This window comes from Bacillus sp. JJ1521 (assembly GCF_036965165.1).
Lineage (GTDB): Bacteria > Bacillota > Bacilli > Bacillales > Bacillaceae_L > Ferdinandcohnia.
On the sequence record NZ_JBALOX010000011.1, the window covers coordinates 128702 to 145658 of the forward strand.

General features: G+C 38.3%; 17 protein-coding genes and 2 pseudogenes. 3 read left to right on the plus strand and 16 right to left on the minus strand.

Annotated features, from left to right (window positions below; genetic code table 11):
• Positions 1-2 precede the first annotated feature (2 nt).
• The 14 genes and pseudogenes from flgK to V7147_RS02580 form a co-directional block, all read right to left on the minus strand.
• Positions 3-1592, minus strand: coding sequence for a flagellar hook-associated protein FlgK (gene flgK, locus V7147_RS02520; RefSeq protein ID WP_335366282.1), 1590 nt, complete (start codon positions 1590-1592; stop codon positions 3-5).
• Between the two features lie 20 nt (positions 1593-1612).
• Positions 1613-2104 carry a flagellar protein FlgN gene (locus tag V7147_RS02525; protein ID WP_335366283.1) on the minus strand — a complete coding sequence of 164 codons (492 nt, stop codon included), beginning with the start codon at positions 2102-2104 and terminating at the stop codon, positions 1613-1615.
• An 88-nt stretch (positions 2105-2192) separates the two neighbouring features.
• Positions 2193-2453, minus strand: coding sequence for a flagellar biosynthesis anti-sigma factor FlgM (flgM, locus tag V7147_RS02530; protein WP_335366284.1), 261 nt, complete (start codon positions 2451-2453; stop codon positions 2193-2195).
• Between the two features lie 77 nt (positions 2454-2530).
• Positions 2531-2935 carry a TIGR03826 family flagellar region protein gene (locus V7147_RS02535; RefSeq protein WP_335366285.1) on the minus strand — a complete coding sequence of 135 codons (405 nt, stop codon included), beginning with the start codon at positions 2933-2935 and terminating at the stop codon, positions 2531-2533.
• An 83-nt stretch (positions 2936-3018) separates the two neighbouring features.
• A complete protein-coding gene (locus V7147_RS02540; protein ID WP_335366286.1) occupies positions 3019-3723 on the minus strand; it encodes a ComF family protein in 705 nt (234 codons plus the stop codon).
• A 3-nt stretch (positions 3724-3726) separates the two neighbouring features.
• Complete coding sequence (locus V7147_RS02545; RefSeq protein WP_335366287.1) at positions 3727-4008, minus strand: late competence development ComFB family protein; 282 nt, start codon at positions 4006-4008, stop codon at positions 3727-3729.
• Positions 4009-4261: 253 nt separating this feature from the next.
• Positions 4262-4849, minus strand: a complete 588-nt coding sequence (locus V7147_RS02550) for a class D sortase (RefSeq protein WP_335366288.1) — start codon at positions 4847-4849, stop codon at positions 4262-4264.
• Between the two features lie 66 nt (positions 4850-4915).
• Positions 4916-6406, minus strand: a complete 1491-nt coding sequence (locus V7147_RS02555; protein ID WP_335366289.1) for a DEAD/DEAH box helicase — start codon at positions 6404-6406, stop codon at positions 4916-4918.
• 63 nt (positions 6407-6469) lie between these two features.
• Positions 6470-7312 (minus strand): DegV family protein, encoded by an 843-nt coding sequence (locus V7147_RS02560; protein WP_335366290.1) that lies wholly within the window; start codon positions 7310-7312, stop codon positions 6470-6472.
• Between the two features lie 139 nt (positions 7313-7451).
• The gene (locus tag V7147_RS02565) at positions 7452-7823 is read right to left on the minus strand and encodes a hypothetical protein (RefSeq protein ID WP_335366291.1); all 372 of its coding nucleotides are present in this window, start codon (positions 7821-7823) and stop codon (positions 7452-7454) included.
• Between the two features lie 601 nt (positions 7824-8424).
• Complete coding sequence (locus V7147_RS25145) at positions 8425-9372, minus strand: methyl-accepting chemotaxis protein (protein WP_438824534.1); 948 nt, start codon at positions 9370-9372, stop codon at positions 8425-8427.
• Positions 9364-10425: pseudogene (locus tag V7147_RS25150) on the minus strand (cache domain-containing protein); the annotation flags it as partial. The gene V7147_RS25145 and the pseudogene V7147_RS25150, both read right to left, overlap by 9 nt.
• Before the next feature lie 218 nt (positions 10426-10643).
• Positions 10644-11600, minus strand: coding sequence for a DUF4145 domain-containing protein (locus tag V7147_RS02575; protein ID WP_335366293.1), 957 nt, complete (start codon positions 11598-11600; stop codon positions 10644-10646).
• Between the two features lie 122 nt (positions 11601-11722).
• Positions 11723-11896 (minus strand): annotated as a pseudogene (locus V7147_RS02580) (LuxR C-terminal-related transcriptional regulator); the annotation flags it as partial.
• Between the two features lie 131 nt (positions 11897-12027).
• Here V7147_RS02580 and V7147_RS02585 point away from each other — a divergent pair.
• Positions 12028-12729, plus strand: coding sequence for a class I SAM-dependent methyltransferase (locus tag V7147_RS02585; protein ID WP_335366294.1), 702 nt, complete (start codon positions 12028-12030; stop codon positions 12727-12729).
• A 34-nt stretch (positions 12730-12763) separates the two neighbouring features.
• Here V7147_RS02585 and V7147_RS02590 read toward each other — a convergent pair whose 3' ends face one another.
• Positions 12764-13453, minus strand: coding sequence for a response regulator transcription factor (locus V7147_RS02590; RefSeq protein ID WP_335366295.1), 690 nt, complete (start codon positions 13451-13453; stop codon positions 12764-12766).
• A 262-nt stretch (positions 13454-13715) separates the two neighbouring features.
• Positions 13716-14855 carry a sensor histidine kinase gene (locus V7147_RS02595; protein ID WP_335366296.1) on the minus strand — a complete coding sequence of 380 codons (1140 nt, stop codon included), beginning with the start codon at positions 14853-14855 and terminating at the stop codon, positions 13716-13718.
• Between the two features lie 358 nt (positions 14856-15213).
• On the opposite strand from V7147_RS02595, the gene V7147_RS02600 reads away from it, so the two are divergent.
• Both V7147_RS02600 and V7147_RS02605 read left to right on the plus strand, forming a co-directional pair.
• Complete coding sequence (locus tag V7147_RS02600; RefSeq protein ID WP_335366297.1) at positions 15214-15849, plus strand: YigZ family protein; 636 nt, start codon at positions 15214-15216, stop codon at positions 15847-15849.
• Between the two features lie 25 nt (positions 15850-15874).
• A complete protein-coding gene (locus V7147_RS02605; RefSeq protein ID WP_335366298.1) occupies positions 15875-16957 on the plus strand; it encodes an LCP family protein in 1083 nt (360 codons plus the stop codon).

Sequence of the window (16957 nt, forward strand, 5' to 3'; positions counted from 1 at the left end):
ACCTATCTCCCAACGTGGCCCATTCCATTAATAATTTTATCTAACATTTCATCTATCACTGTAATTTGTCGTGCTGAAGCATTATAAGCATGCTGGAATTTAATGATATTTGTCATTTCTTCATCTAGTGATACAGCCATGACTGATTGCCGTCGCATTTCTACTGAATCCTTCGTATACTCTGCATTAGATTTTCGTAGATTTGTTTCACGTGCTGTTACTCCTAGTGTTCCAATCATTCCAGCGTAAAATGATTTAACATCTCCCTGTATCTCTAAATCAGAAGGTATCTTTCCCGATCCAGTAAACGTCGTAAAATTCTTTGTCAGTACATCTGCCAACGCATAGGCATTTCCGCCATTACCTATATTTGTTTGAGCATTATTCGGAGAAGCAGCAATGTCGTCTCTGTTTGCAATGGCTACTTTTAGTTTTGACGCTGCTCCCATCCAGCTTGAAGGATTTGCCGCATCAGAATCGATTGCATTATTTCCTTCATACTCAAAAAATGCTTGTCCTGTTGAACCATTTAGTGCCTTTCCATTTTGATGTACTTGGTTAAACTCAGTTGCAAATGCATACGCTAGTTTGTCTAAGTTTTTCAGAGTATCAGGATATACTCCTGCCATCTTCCCATCATCTTTGACATAACCATATGATTCTATTAAACCCTTAAGCTTGCCATCTGAAAAACTTTCTGTTGATATAGCTGTACCATTCAAAGCTATCTTATCTATATATGTTTTGTTTGTTGGGTCGCCAGTCTCGGTAGCTGTTGTTATGCTCACAGGATTTGTTGAAAGGTTTTTACCATCAACTAGTGTACCTAAAGATGTACCATCATCACCTAATATTTCGATTGTATATGTTCCAACTGCCTGTGGGTCTTTATTTCCACCACTAGGATTTGGAGTAATTTTCACATTAACAAATTCGGACAACTGATCAATTAGACGATCACGTTCATCATATAAATCATTAGGTAAATAGCCAATTGGTTCTATACTATTAATCTGTTGATTTAACCCGTTAATTTGTGCTGCAATGGAATTAATAGTGCTAACCGAAAGATCAATTTCACTCTTAATATTGTCACGTACCCCATTCAATGAGTCCGCAATGTATTTAAAAGAATCTGCTACAGCTTGTCCTTGGGTAAGTACAACATCTCTAGCCCCTGTATTTTGAGGATCAGCTGCTAAATCCTGAAGCTTTTTCCAAAATTCATCCAATGAGGCCGATAAGCCTTCTGTAGAGGGCTCATTCATGATTTCTTCCATTCTTTCAAGCGCGTCAGCACGTGCTCTCCAATAACCTAATTTATTATTCTCGTCACGAAACTGTTTATCTGAAAATTGGTCACGAATACGTTGAATCGAACCCGTTTGAACGCCAGTTCCCATTTGACCAGGGATTTTGGGGGCATTCATCCCTACACCAGGGAAAGAGGTAGTCGTTTCAAAATTAACACGTTGTCTTGAATAACCTGGAGTATTTGCATTTGATATATTATGTCCAGTTGTATATAACGCACTTTGTTGAGTGTTCAAACCACGCCGTGCTGTCTCTAATCCATGAAAGGTTGATACCATTATTTTATCCTCCGAATGCTCTATGCTTTTGAATCAAACATAGAACGATGTTCTTTTTTACTTTGATCGGCCAACGGATTTCCGTAATTCACCGTTTTTTCAGTTGGATAAAGCATATCAAGTGTCATATTTACAAACTGTAAAGCTTGATTCGTAAGCTGTTGATTTAAATGATTTCGATCTCTTAATGCGTATACAATGCTAACGATCTCTTTTTGTAGGTTAGATAAGATTGATTTGCTAGGCTCATCACTATGTTCAATTACGTTGGTTAATGTGTATTCATTATCAAAAATAGACTGATTGTCAAATAACCTTTTAACTACTGCTGTACGTTCATTTTCAAGTTGCTTTATCGCTAATATATACTTTTGTTCATCTTTCATATGTGCACTGAGGGCATCGATGTCATCTTTTTTTAGAATTTCTGTCTTTTGCTCAGAAAGCTTATATAATTTTTTGTGTAAAGTTAGTATCTTTTCGAGCAAATCGATTAAATTTTCAACTGACACGTTATCCCTCCTTTTGTTTTTTAAAACATTAGAATTCAGCCATTTCTAATCTTGTAAAAAACAAAATCAGTACATGTGAATACTGATTTTATTTTTTAAAATAAAAATCGTATACGCTTTTCGCGGTATCCTCTACGTTCACCTTATAAGTTCCATTTTGCACCTGCTGCTTTAGCGCTTCTACCTTTTCCTGACGTGCAACCATGATTGGTGAAGTTTCTTGTAGATGTTTTGCAGCTGAAGAAATTTCAACCTTATCTGTCTGGGTTGATTTTTCTGTTGCAGCAATTTTGTTCATTTGCTTTTTATATGGATTCATTCCTACCGGTCCGAACTGGTTAATTTTCATGGTAAAACCTCGCTTTCTATCCGAACTTCATGTCTTTTTCTTTTATATCGGCAAAGGCATGAAAATGTTTAGAAATTTTAATCTGCAAAATACGTTCTTTTTTCACGTTCCCGTATCTCTTTTTTTCGTTCTTCTTCCTGTTCAAAAATTGATAGTTCACTGCGAAGTTCATTTGAGCAATCATCACATAAAACGCCTTCACGTATTATGGTGTGACATTTTTGGCATGGATATCCAAGGTTTGGGAATTGCGCTAGTTTCAGTTTACCTATTCGGATAAATTTGATGATTAATTCTTCTTCGACACCTGTTCCTTCAGCGGCCTCCGAAATCGTCGCTGTGCGATTTTCTCTTTTTCGAATAAATTTATAGACCGTTTCAAATGCTCGTTCTTCTTCTTTATAGCATTTTTCACATACATCACGTAGATTTGTTTTTACAAAAAGACTGCCACAACTCGGGCAATTCATTAATTCTCCCACGTTAACTCTCCCCTTAAGTACCTTTTTCTATCTATTATATCGGTGTTTTTAGGTGAGTTTATAGTGACAGAATTTTGAAATTGCTATCCCCTCATTAATGTCAACGAAGATACCGACTTCGCCCCCGCCTTCAACAGCACTGCAGCCGCATGTCGCAATGTCGATCCCGTTGTATAAATATCATCTACTAATAAAATATCCATATCCTGAACTACATCAGTCACTCGGAACACGTTTTCACCCGAAATCCGCTCATCGCGGCTCTTTTTCGATTGTTTCTCCAAATGGGTCCGCGCTAGCACCTCGTGAACAGGCACGTCCAATAATTCAACCAAACCTGAAGCCTGGTTAAACCCGCGCTCATACAAACGCTCGTCACTTAATGGAATCGGGACAATTAAATAAGAAGGATTAAAATGAGTTTTGAGGGCTTTTTTCAGAAGTGTTTTAAATATAGAAGAAATGGCATGGTCACCGCGGAATTTGTAGAGGGAGATAACATCTTTTGCAAAGTCATTATAAAGGTAAATCGACCGGTTCTTCGTGAGCACACCCTGCCACTCAGGTTCCTTTTCCCAGCGGACACAATCATAACAGAGATTTCCTTCACGATACTCATCGGACAGTTCCGAAAAAGGACGTCCGCAAATTTCACAAAGTTCACCTTCAACTTTTTCAAATTTTTCACTGCAGGTTGAACAAAGTGGATCTGGTTCCGCCAACGAAAACAATGTCGACCAGGAATCTACTTCTTCAAAATAAGTGTGGCAAAGTATACATGTGGACATCGTTCAACTCCTTTTCACATTTTCGCATTGAGGATTTTTCGCGACGATGTTGACGGCTTCTGCAATTTTTACGTAGATGTTGGCCATCATTTGTTTATTAAAATATTGCGCTCGGACATACGCCACACCGTTATCCTTCGAGACATAACGTGGTGTTAGATTATTTAAGGTGAGGGCAAAAACATCATTTTTACATTGTTCGCATTTGCAGGGCAAGTTGTATTCAGACCAGTTTTCATTGATTGCTTCAGCTACAAGTGGTTCCATTGCATTAAAGACCTTCACGCTAACCTCTCCATTCTCTCTATCATTTTTTATTATCACACAATAAACATTAAATGGAAATAGTTTTGTTTATACAAAAACCCCTAAGCTAGATTCTTCATCCAACCTTGGGGTCGCAATTAATCAAATACGCCAAGGCGTATTTGCGCCCGGATTTTTTCGAGCTTGCTCGAAAAGATTCCTTAAAAATCTGTGGCATCCGCCGGAGGCTTTAACTTTATTTTGCTCGGTTTTAAACCCGAGCGAAATAAAGTTAATCTACCTTTTTCCCATAAAAAATGAATCGTTGTGGTGCGTTTCCTATGTAACTGAATGGATAACAAGTAGTTACAACGAGTTCCTCGTTTGGCGCCGTTGATTTGATGATGGTTCGGTCATCCGCATCCACAATTTTTGTATCGACAATTTCATAAGTAAAGTCGCCGTATTCTAAATGCACAACAAAGGTATCACCGATTTCAAGCTCATTAAATCGTCTAAATACTGTGTCGCGGTGGCCTGAGAGAACGATTTGATCATTTTGAGTAGGTAACGCGGTGCCAAGGTAATGTCCAACACCTTTTTCCAGTTCCTCATCATCTGTCCCTTCGACAATTGGCATTTTCTTACCGAGCTTCGGAACCTCTAAAACTCCCATTGTATCTCCTTTTTCAAAGGTTGGAATGACAATTTCCTTTTCTGCTTTTGCCTCGGTCGGTGGTGTGGAAATGAGCACTTCCGCCTGAACCAACGCTTCTTTTTGCGCATGATTTGATTCCCAAATTTGAAAAATCGAGTATCCTGTCAATGAAACTCCGCCGATGATAAATAGAAGCGCAATCGTATAAACAACCTTTTTCACTGGAACTCACCGCCTGATCCGTTCTTTGTCTATTTCCTCTAATCATAATAAATATGGACTGTGAAATCAATCGATGAAGCCGTTTTGAATGGCTTCTTTGTTCATTATTTCGATATGTTTTTTTGCCTTGATCATTTCTCTTGTTTTCCCATAGTGAAAAAATAAAATCTCACCAGTCGAAAATTGTGCACTGCGTCCAACCCTGCCAGAAATCTGTACAAGGGCACTCTCTGTAAAAATTTTATCCTCTGCACCTAATACAGCAACATCAATATTGGGCACGGTTACGCCTCTTTCTAAAATCGTCGTTGTCACAAGAATTGGGGTTTCTCCGGAGCGGAAACGTGCTACCTTGTCTTTTCGGTCGGGATCCTCGGCGTGGACGCCCTCAATTCGGTGATCAAGTGATTGCAAAATACTAACAATCCTTTCTAGATAAGTAATCCGTGGTACAAATAAGAAGGCTTGCTTTTCAATTTCGAGATGCTCCTTAATCCAAGCCATTACATTCCGAGGGAGCTTATTCTTTTTCAATATTTCCTCCCAGTTCCCACACCAGATCAATTCCGGAACTGGTAATGCGTGGCGATGGTATCTTGCTGGAATGGTTACAGCTTTTCTTTTACACGCTGCGATTTCATTTTTCCAGGTTTGATTAGGCGTTGCGGTAAGGTAGATAGTTGAGGAGACATCTTTTTTCGCTTGGTTGACGGCATATTGCAGCATTGGCTCGGCTGAATACGGAAAAGCGTCGACTTCATCGATAATGATCATGTCAAAGGCTTTGTAATAGCGGAGGAGCTGGTGGGTTGTGGCAAGTGTGATGGGGGCAGTCTTGCTGCGGTCCTCGCTTCCACCGTACAAGGCGATGACATCGACTCCTGGGAATGCAGATTTTATCCGAGGCGCAAGCTCAATCACGACATCCGTTCGCGGTGTTGCGAGGCAAACCTTTTTACCTGACTGGAGTGCGGTTTCGATTCCTTCAAAAAGAGTTTCGGTTTTTCCTGCTCCACACACAGCCCAGATTAACAACTGGACATTGGCCTGAACCGCCTTAATTAACTCAGTCGAAGCCCTTTGTTGTCCCGGAGAAAGTGTTCCCTCCCAGGCAAGTGGTTCTTCAGGGATCTCAACAATCGTACTTGGTCCAGTCCAACTTACCAATACTGTGCACTCACTCATTCGCCCCATATTGATGCACTTCCGGCAATATGCGCATTCGTTTTTACATCTTGCACAGTCAAAAGATGCGAAAAGCTTTTGATCGGAATTTCCACACCGAATACAATCATAACCATCCTTCGTTTTTGAGATGCATTTTCGATATTGCAAATACCCATTCAAATAGTGTTGATGTATGACTTTAAGGGAAAGTGGAATTTCATCGAGTAGTAGTTGCTTGCCGTTGAGTAAAAGTTGGAGTTCAGAGGAGTAATTAAATATGGGATTCAGTGTTTGAGGATAGCAAGTTTCAAAATCGGTAATTCGCTTGGCATCGGACTTATCCGATAATCGTTCGGGGATTAATTTTTCGTTTTCAAGTAAAAATCGCATGAGAACCTCCATATTTTTATTCGGATTAAAAACAGCGCCGCACCCAAGAGCGGCGCCAATTCTTTATTTCTTATACCAACCTAACCCAATCGCACCTTCACCCAGATGAGTTCCAATTACAGGTCCGAAATAGCTTAGCAAAAATTCAACATGTGGGTATTTTTTCTCAAGTTCAGCCTTCATTTCAATAGCTTCAGCCTCGATATTCCCATGGATAAGCGCTGCACGCATCGGCACACCCTGGCTTGCATCTTCATCAAACAACTCAAACACTCGGTTCAACGCTTTTTTGCGTGTGCGGATTTTTTCAAAAGGTACAATGACTTTGTCCTCAAAATGAAGGATTGGTTTTACCTGCAACAAGCTGCCAACAAAAGCCGCGGCACCGCTCAAGCGACCACCACGCTGAAGATTCGCGAGATCATCCACCATAAAATACGCTTTCATCGACATTTTCATTTCTTCTAGTCGCCCCATAATTTCCTCAACCGGCTTTCCTTCATTCGCCATTTCTGCTGCCTCCAGCGCATAAAAGCCTTGCACTATACAACTGATTTCAGAGTCGAATGGATAAACCTTCACACCATCAACCATTTCACCAGCTGTCACAGAACCCTGATAGGTCCCACTAATGCCGCTAGATAAGTGAATACTAACGACAGCATCGTACTCCTGCGCTAGCTTTTCAAATAGCTCAACAAACTCGCCAGTTGGTGGCTGTGAAGTAGTTGGCAACTCTTTATGTGCCTTTAACTCCTCGTAAAACGCCTCAGCCGTAATATCGACTTCCTCACGATAGCTTTCTCCGCCAAATACGACACTAAGCGGAATCATATGTATATTAAGTTTTTCACGAAGTTCCTTTGGTATGTAAGCTGTACTATCAGTTACAATCGCCGTTTTCATATCATTTACCTTCCTGTCCTGTTTCTTTATAATTTCCATTTTAAATGAAACGGACAGGGATGTCACTTGTTTATGAATTCGCACATTAAATGGAGGTAGTAGTTTTCATTTCGCAATCGAAATCTGAATAAGCATGTCCTTAGACAGATTTGTTCCAAATCTCATATATGTATCTAGCATCTGCGGTAAGCCATTTTTGAGCCTCTGGTCTTTCCAATAAAGCTCGATGTTCTTCACAAATTCTTTTCGCAGTACGAAGCTGGAGTTCTTTAATGTACCTGTTGACTAAAATTAAGACTTTTTTATCTGAATCCGTTAAAGTTCCAAAAGTACCTTGTTCTTGCTCCGCTTTAATTATTTTTATAAACTGTTGTGCATTAGAATTTAAGTGAACATAATTATGAGCTTCTGTTAAACGATTCCATTCTTGAATGATCATTGCTCTGGCATTAGGGAAATTTTTTTCAGAAACCATTATGTTTACTAAACGGATAACGCTTTCGATTTTCAAATTATATCCACCTTCTTAGGTCTTTTATCACATAAATTTTATACCCACAAAAACCAAAGGTCAATAATTATTCGAAAATTTAGGTATTTATCAATAGGTAGTTAGTCTTAATATAAAAGAAAACACAACGAGATGCCGTCGATCAGTCCGCTGTGTTAAAAATGAATCCATTTACACTTTAAATCTACGTACTAATCCTTTTAACTCTTCTGCTACTTTGGAGAGATCTTCTGAGCTTCTCACTACCTCTTCCATAGTAGTACTTGTTTGTTCAGTTGATGCAGATGTTTGTTCTACACCCACTGCTGATTCTTCGGAAATAGAAGCAACTCTTTGGATCGTATTTTCTTTCCCTCCCTTTTTTCATTTAAACTAGCTTCCGTACAAGGAAGTACAAAGTGTTTGTGTTCGCTGTGCGTTATGCATATTCTCTATTATTCTATCGACAGATTTCCAAGGGCGATTAAGTCCAAAGCGTTGGTAAATATCCCATTAGAACTTCAACATATAAATCTATAACAACAAAAAAGCCAAGCCCCCAATCGAGAGCTCAGCTTTTCTATAGGACCACGATTTCGTAATCCTTTCTTTATTAAAATAGTTACAACCTAAACTTCCTAACCGCCTCCTGCAATTCCTCTGCCATATAAGATAACGAAGCTGCTGAAGATGCGATTTCTTGCATTGAGGCTAATTGTTCTTCTGTTGCTGCAGAAACCTCTTGTCCCTGGCCTGTTGTCTTTTTAGCTATTTCATCGATCTCACTTACCGATTCAACCACTTGTTGTGCTCCTTGCGCCATCTGGGCAATCGACGCTGAAACTTCCTGGATTTGAGAAGAAACTTCATCTACAAATTGTTGAATTTGTGTAAAGGATTTGCCTGCGTTATCGACTACATTAATTCCCTTTTCAGCCTCTTCTGTACCATGATTCATCGATTCAACAGCTTGTTTTGTATCTTCTTGAATAGTTGCGATCAACCCGCGAATGCTTTCGGTAGATTTTGCTGACTGTTCCGCTAACTTTCTCACTTCATCGGCTACAACCGCAAAGCCTTTTCCATGTTCTCCCGCACTTGCTGCTTCAATAGCTGCGTTTAAAGCTAAAAGATTCGTCTGACTTGCTATATCAGAAATCACATTTACAATCTGATTGATTTCTTCGGAACGCTCTCCTAATGAATAAATAATTTTCCCTAAATCAGCCACTGACGTATTGATATTTTGCATTTGTTGAATGGATTCCTTTATTGCTTGTTCGCCGTTCTCTACAATTCCAAGCGCTTCAGTTGCTGTTCGTGAAACATTTTGAGAATTCGCTTCGATTTGTTGAATGCCAACCGACATTTCTTTCACAACATCTATTGTTTGTCGAACCATTTCTGTCTGCTGCTCAGTGCCAACCGCAACCTCTTGGATCGCATTTGCTACCTGTTCCGTTGCTTGGCTATTTTGTTCGGAGCTTGCTGTCAATTCCTCAGAAGATGCTGCTAATGTCTGTGACTTTTCATCTACATGTGTTAAAAGTTCCCTTAATGAGTCCAGCATCTTATTAAAGCTAGTACCCAATTGTCCTACTTCATCATTATTTTTCACTTTTATGGACTGTGTAAGATCTCCATTACTTACTCTATCAGTAACCTTCATTAAGGCATTTAGAGGTTTCGTAATGCCTCTTACAATTAAAATGGCGATAACTAATCCAATAAAAATAAAAATGGCTACTATTAAAAATGTTGAAAGTAGGATGCCTTGAGTTGCCTCATCGATTTCACTTTGTTCCATTACACCTGCAATTTTCCAGCCTGTACTTTCGTTCGTCACAAACGTAGTCTCATATTTATTACCTTGAAATTCATCTGAAAGAATTCCACTTTGTTTTTCATATATTAATTTGCTATAGGTTTCACCTTGAGGTTCTGAACCAGTTTCTTGAGTTGGATCAACTAAATATTTTCTCTGTGCAGTTAGGATAAACGCATAGCCATTCTCACCAATTTTTATACTTGATGTCATTTTTCGTAGGGACTCTAAGTTGATGTCTAAACCGATAACGCCAGAACCATCATTTATCGTTTGCGCTAAGGTCACTAGGATACTACCCGTAGCCAAATCCTCATATGGTTCTGTAATGATCGCTTTACCCGGGTTAGCAATGGCCTGCTTATACCATTCTCTTTCTCTTGGGTCAAAATCATCAGGTAGGCTTGCATCCGGATATAAAAACATTTTACCATCTTTGGTTCCCGAAAAGATTGTCACAATATCAGGATGAAGAAGTGAATATTGTGTAAAGGCCTCAATTGTAGTTGGTATCCCAGACTCTACAAAAGACCCAGCATTAAGCTTGGATACGAAATACTCAACATCCGTGTACTTTGAGGAGATGTGATCAATAATATATTGATTTAGAAGATTTACACTTTTTGTAGAATTATCAAGAATTTGGTCTTTCATTTCCTTTTGTGCATTATTATAAGACAAAAAACCAATCGTAAAACTTGGTATCGAAATGATTAAGATAAAGGTTATATACAACCTCTTGCTGATTGTAAAATTAAATAATTTCTTTCTGTTACGATTTTCATGGTTGCTTTTCATAGTTGAATTTCCTTTCTAATATGTAATTATTGCTTTAGATTTGTCTTTCCTTTTGAAGTTATCTCCATAAAGAAAGCACAACGAATATTTTCCTCGTTGCGCCTTACACAATTCTATTTCTTTTATCGACCAGTTTTTTAATTTTTTTAGTTCCAATAGCAAGTAAATATTCCCAAATCAAAAAGCCAACCTCCTCATGAAGTTAGCTCTAGGAATTTCTATTTAATCATATATTTAGTCTCAAATTCTTCTGCAATCCGCTTCAATAAAACTTCAAGCTCGCCTTTCGTTTGGAATGTGAATGCATATCCATAATTTGATTTCAGTTGACCGTCTTCCTCTTTTTTCGGGAAGCTTTTTAAGGCAGTATTTTTCAGCGGTTTAGTCTGCACATCTTCAAACATTTTTGCTTGTTCCACTAGCCAAGGATGAATGGCAATAGTCGGCGTAACGTTATCTAATAAATACACATACCCCGTTTTAAAATCTGCAAATTGAAATTCAGCAGCTTTTTTTGATAGATTTCTATAGTTAAAATCAGCATCTTTAAAGGTTTGTTTGAACCTTTCTAAAGGGACATGTCTACCTTTGTTTTTAACCTGTTCTTCCATTTGGTTCCTCTTCTCCTTAACAATAGGGTGTTGCTTCTTTTCTTCCTTCAACTGGCTAAGCTGTTCTTCTATTTCCGAAATCCTAGCCTGCGTTTCTTTTATGTATTCATCCATCCATTGTTTCATTACATCCAAGTCTTGGCTTTGTTTAGATGGCAATTCATATGTAGGAGCACTGAACGTGTGGCTCACATAGACTTCTGCATACCAAACCCCTAAATCAAAAATAGCCCGGTGTGCTTCTTTTGCTACTTCTTGATCCATTTCCAATACCTGATGAGAGGCAATGTTCCCATTTTTCCTGATGAACTCTAGCTTTTTATAGATATCATCTTGGATCACATCATGTCTATATAATCGATTTATTTTTTCAACTAGCTTCAGTGGATACACTTCACTCATATTTTCTTGTTCAAAAATCATATTGACTAATAATTCTCCAAACAAGCGCGCCTGTGTCATCGCTGCTTGTGGTTGTTCCCATAAAAGCGAATCAACTCGTAAAGCCAACTCCTCTAACTGGCTAGAAAATTCTCCGATAAAATGAAATACAATGTTCTTCATTCGACAATCACTTCCTATTCACTGTTAGTTAAATCTTACTATAAACATAGGAATATTCCCATAAAAACAAAAAAGCCAAGCCCTCACAAACGAGAACTCACCTTTTCTACTAATCTATTCTATTATTTAACCTCAACCAAGCCATTCTTAATCGCTACAACTACAGCCTGGGTACAATCGTTTACGTTCATTTTTTTTAAGATGTTACTTACGTGATTTTTAACCGTTATTTCACTAATATAAAGGTCGTCACCAATGCCGCGGTTGCTTCGTCCGTCAGTCAATAGTTGAAGAACTCCTTATCCTTTTCTATTCCTAATTGGAATTTAATTTTTTCAACGCATACTTTCCTCTTTCTATGTATATCCAATTTAGTTATGGAGAAAATTGTAACTGTTGTTGTAAAATTTTTAGGAGGAACGTTTAAATGGCTTTACGATTAAGTGATGAAATGGTGCATGATATCATTGAATGGGATGTTGAAAATTGGAGACAATCTCTCGATTATTGGTTACAGCAAAGTACTCTTAACCTTTTAAATAGTAAAGGACTTGAAATAGGAAGTAGAAATGGTGGTTTGTCCTTATGGCTTGCACATCACGGCTGTAATGTTATTTGTAGTGATGTGAATGGTCCCACCGACAAAGCCTTAGAGAAGCATAATAAATATTCTTTATCAAATTTAATAGAGTATTCTTCCATCGATGCAACAGAACTGCCATACAGAGATGAAGAATTTGATGTTATTGTTTTTAAATCTGTACTAGGTGGAGTTGGGAGCAATAACAATATCCTTGCTCAAAAAAAAGCTATAAAAGAAATACATCGTGTCTTAAAACCAGGAGGAGAATTATTCTTTGCTGAAAATTTAAGCGCTTCACCGCTTCATAAAACATTAAGAAAAACACTTGTAAACTGGGGAAAATCATGGAGATATATTAATTTAGAAGAACTTAGCGAATTCTGTAGCGATTTTTCAAACGTAAATTATACTACGACAGGATTTTTTGCTACTTTAGGAAGAAATGAAAAGCAACGGAGGCTTCTAGCAAAATTTGATCAAAAACTCTTTAATAAAATTACACCAGACAATTGGAAATATATAGTTATGGGGGTTGCCAAAAAATAAAAGCACTAGACTAATCAAAAGTCTAGTGCATCATTTATTTAACCTCAACCCAGCCATTCTTAATCGCTACTACTACAGCTTGGGTACGATCGTTTACGTTCATTTTTTGTAAAATATTACTTACGTGGTTTTTAACCGTTTTTTCACTAATATATAGGTCGTCACCAATGCCACGGTTGCTTCGTCCGTCAGTCAATAGCTGAAGAACCTCACACTCTCTTCTTGTTAACAGATGTAGTGGACGGCGAATCTCCAATGCTACCTGTGAATGTGCAGTAATGGATTGGCCACTTGCAACCGCAAGTCGACGGAATTCCTTCACTAAATTATGCGTAACTCTTGGATGCAAGTATGATCCACCTTCTGCGACGACTTTGACCGCTTCGACTAGAGAATCCGCATCCATTTCCTTTAATAAATAACCAGTTGCTCCAGTTTTTAGGGCATGCGTCACATAGCTTTCGTCATCGTGAATCGATAATATAATGACCTTCGTATCAGGGTATGTGTCGATTAATTGTTTTGTTGCTTCGATTCCGTTCAAGTGTGGCATGTTAATGTCCATGATGACAACATCGGGATTATGCTCCTCAATTAGGGCTACCGCCTGTTCCCCATCATCACCCTCTGCAACTACTTGAAAGGTTGGTTCAAAATCTAGTATTCGTTTTACACCCTCGCGAAATAATTGGTGATCATCAATAATAACTATGCTTGTTTTCATGTACTAACGCCTCCCCCTTTCATTTTGACAATCGAGGCAATTTCGGTCAATACTCCTTAAGCAGTATTAACAGACCAAATTAGTAGGTTTTTTCTTATTTTTCCTATATAAATAAGTCATTTATAGTATCGAGACCATTTCTTGTAACGTATCATGAATAACCGGAATTTTCTCACTTATAGAAAAGGAGGCCCCACGATGCGGGTCACAAAGACGAAGACATCAGGATGTGGCGTTCTTAGTCTTTGATCATTGAATCCATTTAAACTTCTATCGGCACCTGAATCATCACAATCGTTCCTGCGCCAACACTTGAATCAATCGTTAGATTCCCATCGAGTAAATCTACCCGCTCTCGCATTCCTATTAATCCAAACGAGTCTTTTTTCTTCTCACGAATATCAAAGCCTTTTCCATTGTCTTTCACGATAACTGTTACATGATTTCTACTCATCTCAAGCTTAACTACAATTTCACGAGGATCCGCATGCTTCAATGCATTTTGGACAGCTTCCTGGACCATTCGGAATAAAGCCACCTCGAATTTTGACGGAATTCTTTGCTCCGAACCAATAAACGTAAATGAAATCGTAGTGTCGCCATTATATTCTTCGATAGTAGACAGGTACTTTTTGAGGGTCGGAACTAATCCAAGATCATCCAGTGCCATCGGACGCAGGTCATAAATGATCCGACGTACCTCATACAATGCGGAACGGACCATTTTACGTAAATCATGAATTTCCTTCACACCTTGCTCCTGACTTTCCTTATAGACCTTATCAATAATTTGCGAACGCAGCATGACATTTGCGAGCATTTGGGCTGGTCCATCATGAATTTCACGAGAAAGCTTACGTCGCTCCTCTTCTTGAGCCTCAATAATCTTCAGACCAAACGCCTGCTTTTGCTTCGCGTCCTCTAAAATTTCGCCAACCATCTTAAAATCACTATTTAAATAATTGAGAACAACGGAAATTTGACTAACAAGATGATCTGCCCGTTCAATTGTCTCATTTAAACCAACTAGACGTCTTTCCAGCTCATCCCGACGTTCACGTAGCTGCTTTTCCTCCTGCCTAACTACGGTTAACTGCATTTGCAAATCATGTGCTTTTTCATACGCATTCCGAATTTCATCTTCTGAATACTTATTAAAATGACTGCTTACCTCAGAAAGGCGCTTCCGAGCAAAACGAGAGTGGTTTTCCAAACGATCCGCATCATCAATAATCGTCCCAACCCGTTCCTTTATATCCTTTAACTCATCCGTCAAGGTCACAAACTCATTGCGAGACTGCTCGCCAATCCGGAAAATCTCTTCTTTACTATGATCAACGGTGTGCACCATTTTTTCCAATATAGAATCAAGAACTTTAATATCAAGCCCTTTAGTAGCCATGCTTCCACCTCCAATTTAATCAAATACGCCTTGGCGTATTTGCGCCCGATTTTTTTCGAGCTTGCTCGAAAAGTTTCCTTTTAAAAATCGTGGCATCCGCCGGAGGCCTTAGCATATCTAGGAGAAGTGGGCCTTCTGCTAGATATGCTAATTATATACCGATTTGTTTTTTGTAGTGTATCATATCAATTACATTTGTATTACATTCAACCTATGCCAAAAACAAACCATTGATGTAAAAATTATGTCGCTTTATAATAGAAGAATGGGCAAATTTTTATAGAAAAACTCGGTCAGTGCCGAATTTTGTCACATGACATGAACCTTTCGTAAGCGCCCCGATAGGAGGTATTACGTAATGCTTCATTCCTATTATACAGTAAAAGGGTATGGCGAGCATGAAATAAATATTCAAAAATCACGCTTTATTGCATATATCGACCGCGCAACAACCGAAGAAGAAGCGCTAGAATTCATTCAAAAAATAAAAAAACACAACTGGGATGCAACCCACAATTGTTTCGCTTATCTCATTGGGGAAAACGACCACATTCAAAAAGCAAATGATGATGGCGAACCAAGTGGAACTGCTGGTGTACCGATCCTTGAAGTCCTAAAGAAAAAACACCTAAAAGATACAGTTGTTGTCATAACTAGGTATTTCGGTGGAATAAAATTAGGAGCAGGGGGACTAATCCGTGCATACGGAAAATCAACCTCAGAAGGCCTTCAAGCAACAGGTATCGTTGAACGTAAGTTGATGAGAGTCATGCATACAAAAATCGATTACACTTGGCTTGGAAAAGTAGAAAACGAACTGCGCTCATCGATTTACCAAATCAAAGAAATCAAGTATATTGACGCAGTAGAAATCGAAACCTATGTAGAAGAAGGCCAAACACCACAATTCACCGAATGGATGACTGAACTAACAAATGGACAAGCGGAAATTTCGGAGGGTGTTGTGGAGTATTTAGAAGAAGAAATAAAATGATTCGTACAATTTGAGGAGAAGTGGCATGGACAAATATGAAAAAAAGAACAGATCAGCCATAAAAAATAGACGAAAAAAAATAAAAAGACGACGAATACTTTCCGTATTTTTATTTCTATTATTAATTATAGGATCCATTGTGGGATATATATTTTATCAAACCTATAATGCAGCTAGCGAATCCTATACAGAAATTGAAAATCGCACAGATGGTAAGTCAAAATTAAGAGAAGAACCAGTACAAATTTCGACAGACCCAGTATCCATTTTATTATTAGGAATTGAAGATTATTCAGATGAATTCGATAAGGGAAGATCTGATACATTAATGGTTGCTACCTTCAATCCTTCACAAGGAAATATGAAGCTTCTTAGCATCCCAAGAGATACACTTGTTAAAATTCCAGGTAGAAAAAATAGAGATAAAATTAATCATTCCTTTTCTTACGGCGGTAAAGAACTTACAATTGAAACCGTTGAAGACTTTTTAGATATTCCAATTGACTACTTTGTTACAGTAAACTTTCAAGGCTTCATTAATATAGTAGATGAATTGGGTGGAGTTAACGTAGAGGTACCATTTGATTTCTCTGATATAAATAACAAATGGGATAGGTTCTATTTTAAAGAGGGCAAAATGCACTTAGACGGTGAAGAAGCCTTGGTTTACGCGCGTATGCGAAAATACGATCCACGAGGCGATTTTGGCCGAAACGACCGTCAAAAACAGATTGTCATGTCTGTTATTGATAAATTATCCACACCAAAAACCTTACTAAAAATAGATGATATTGGTGCTGAAATAGGTAGGAATGTTGAGACTAACTTACGAATACGTGAAGCCTTAGCATTCAGAAAAAAATACTCAGATTTCAACTCAACAAAGATCGAAACATTAAATATAACAGGCTATGATAAGTATATTAACGATGTTTATTATTTCGAGCCAGATGATGAAAATATTGCAACTATCAAAGAAGAACTCCAGAATCATTTACATGGCAATCAAATGGCTAATTCATCTGAAAATGAAAGTGGCTTTACAACTGAAAATGGGAACAATGAACCTACGGAAAGTGAAAAAAGCTACAGAACCGATAATAACTAA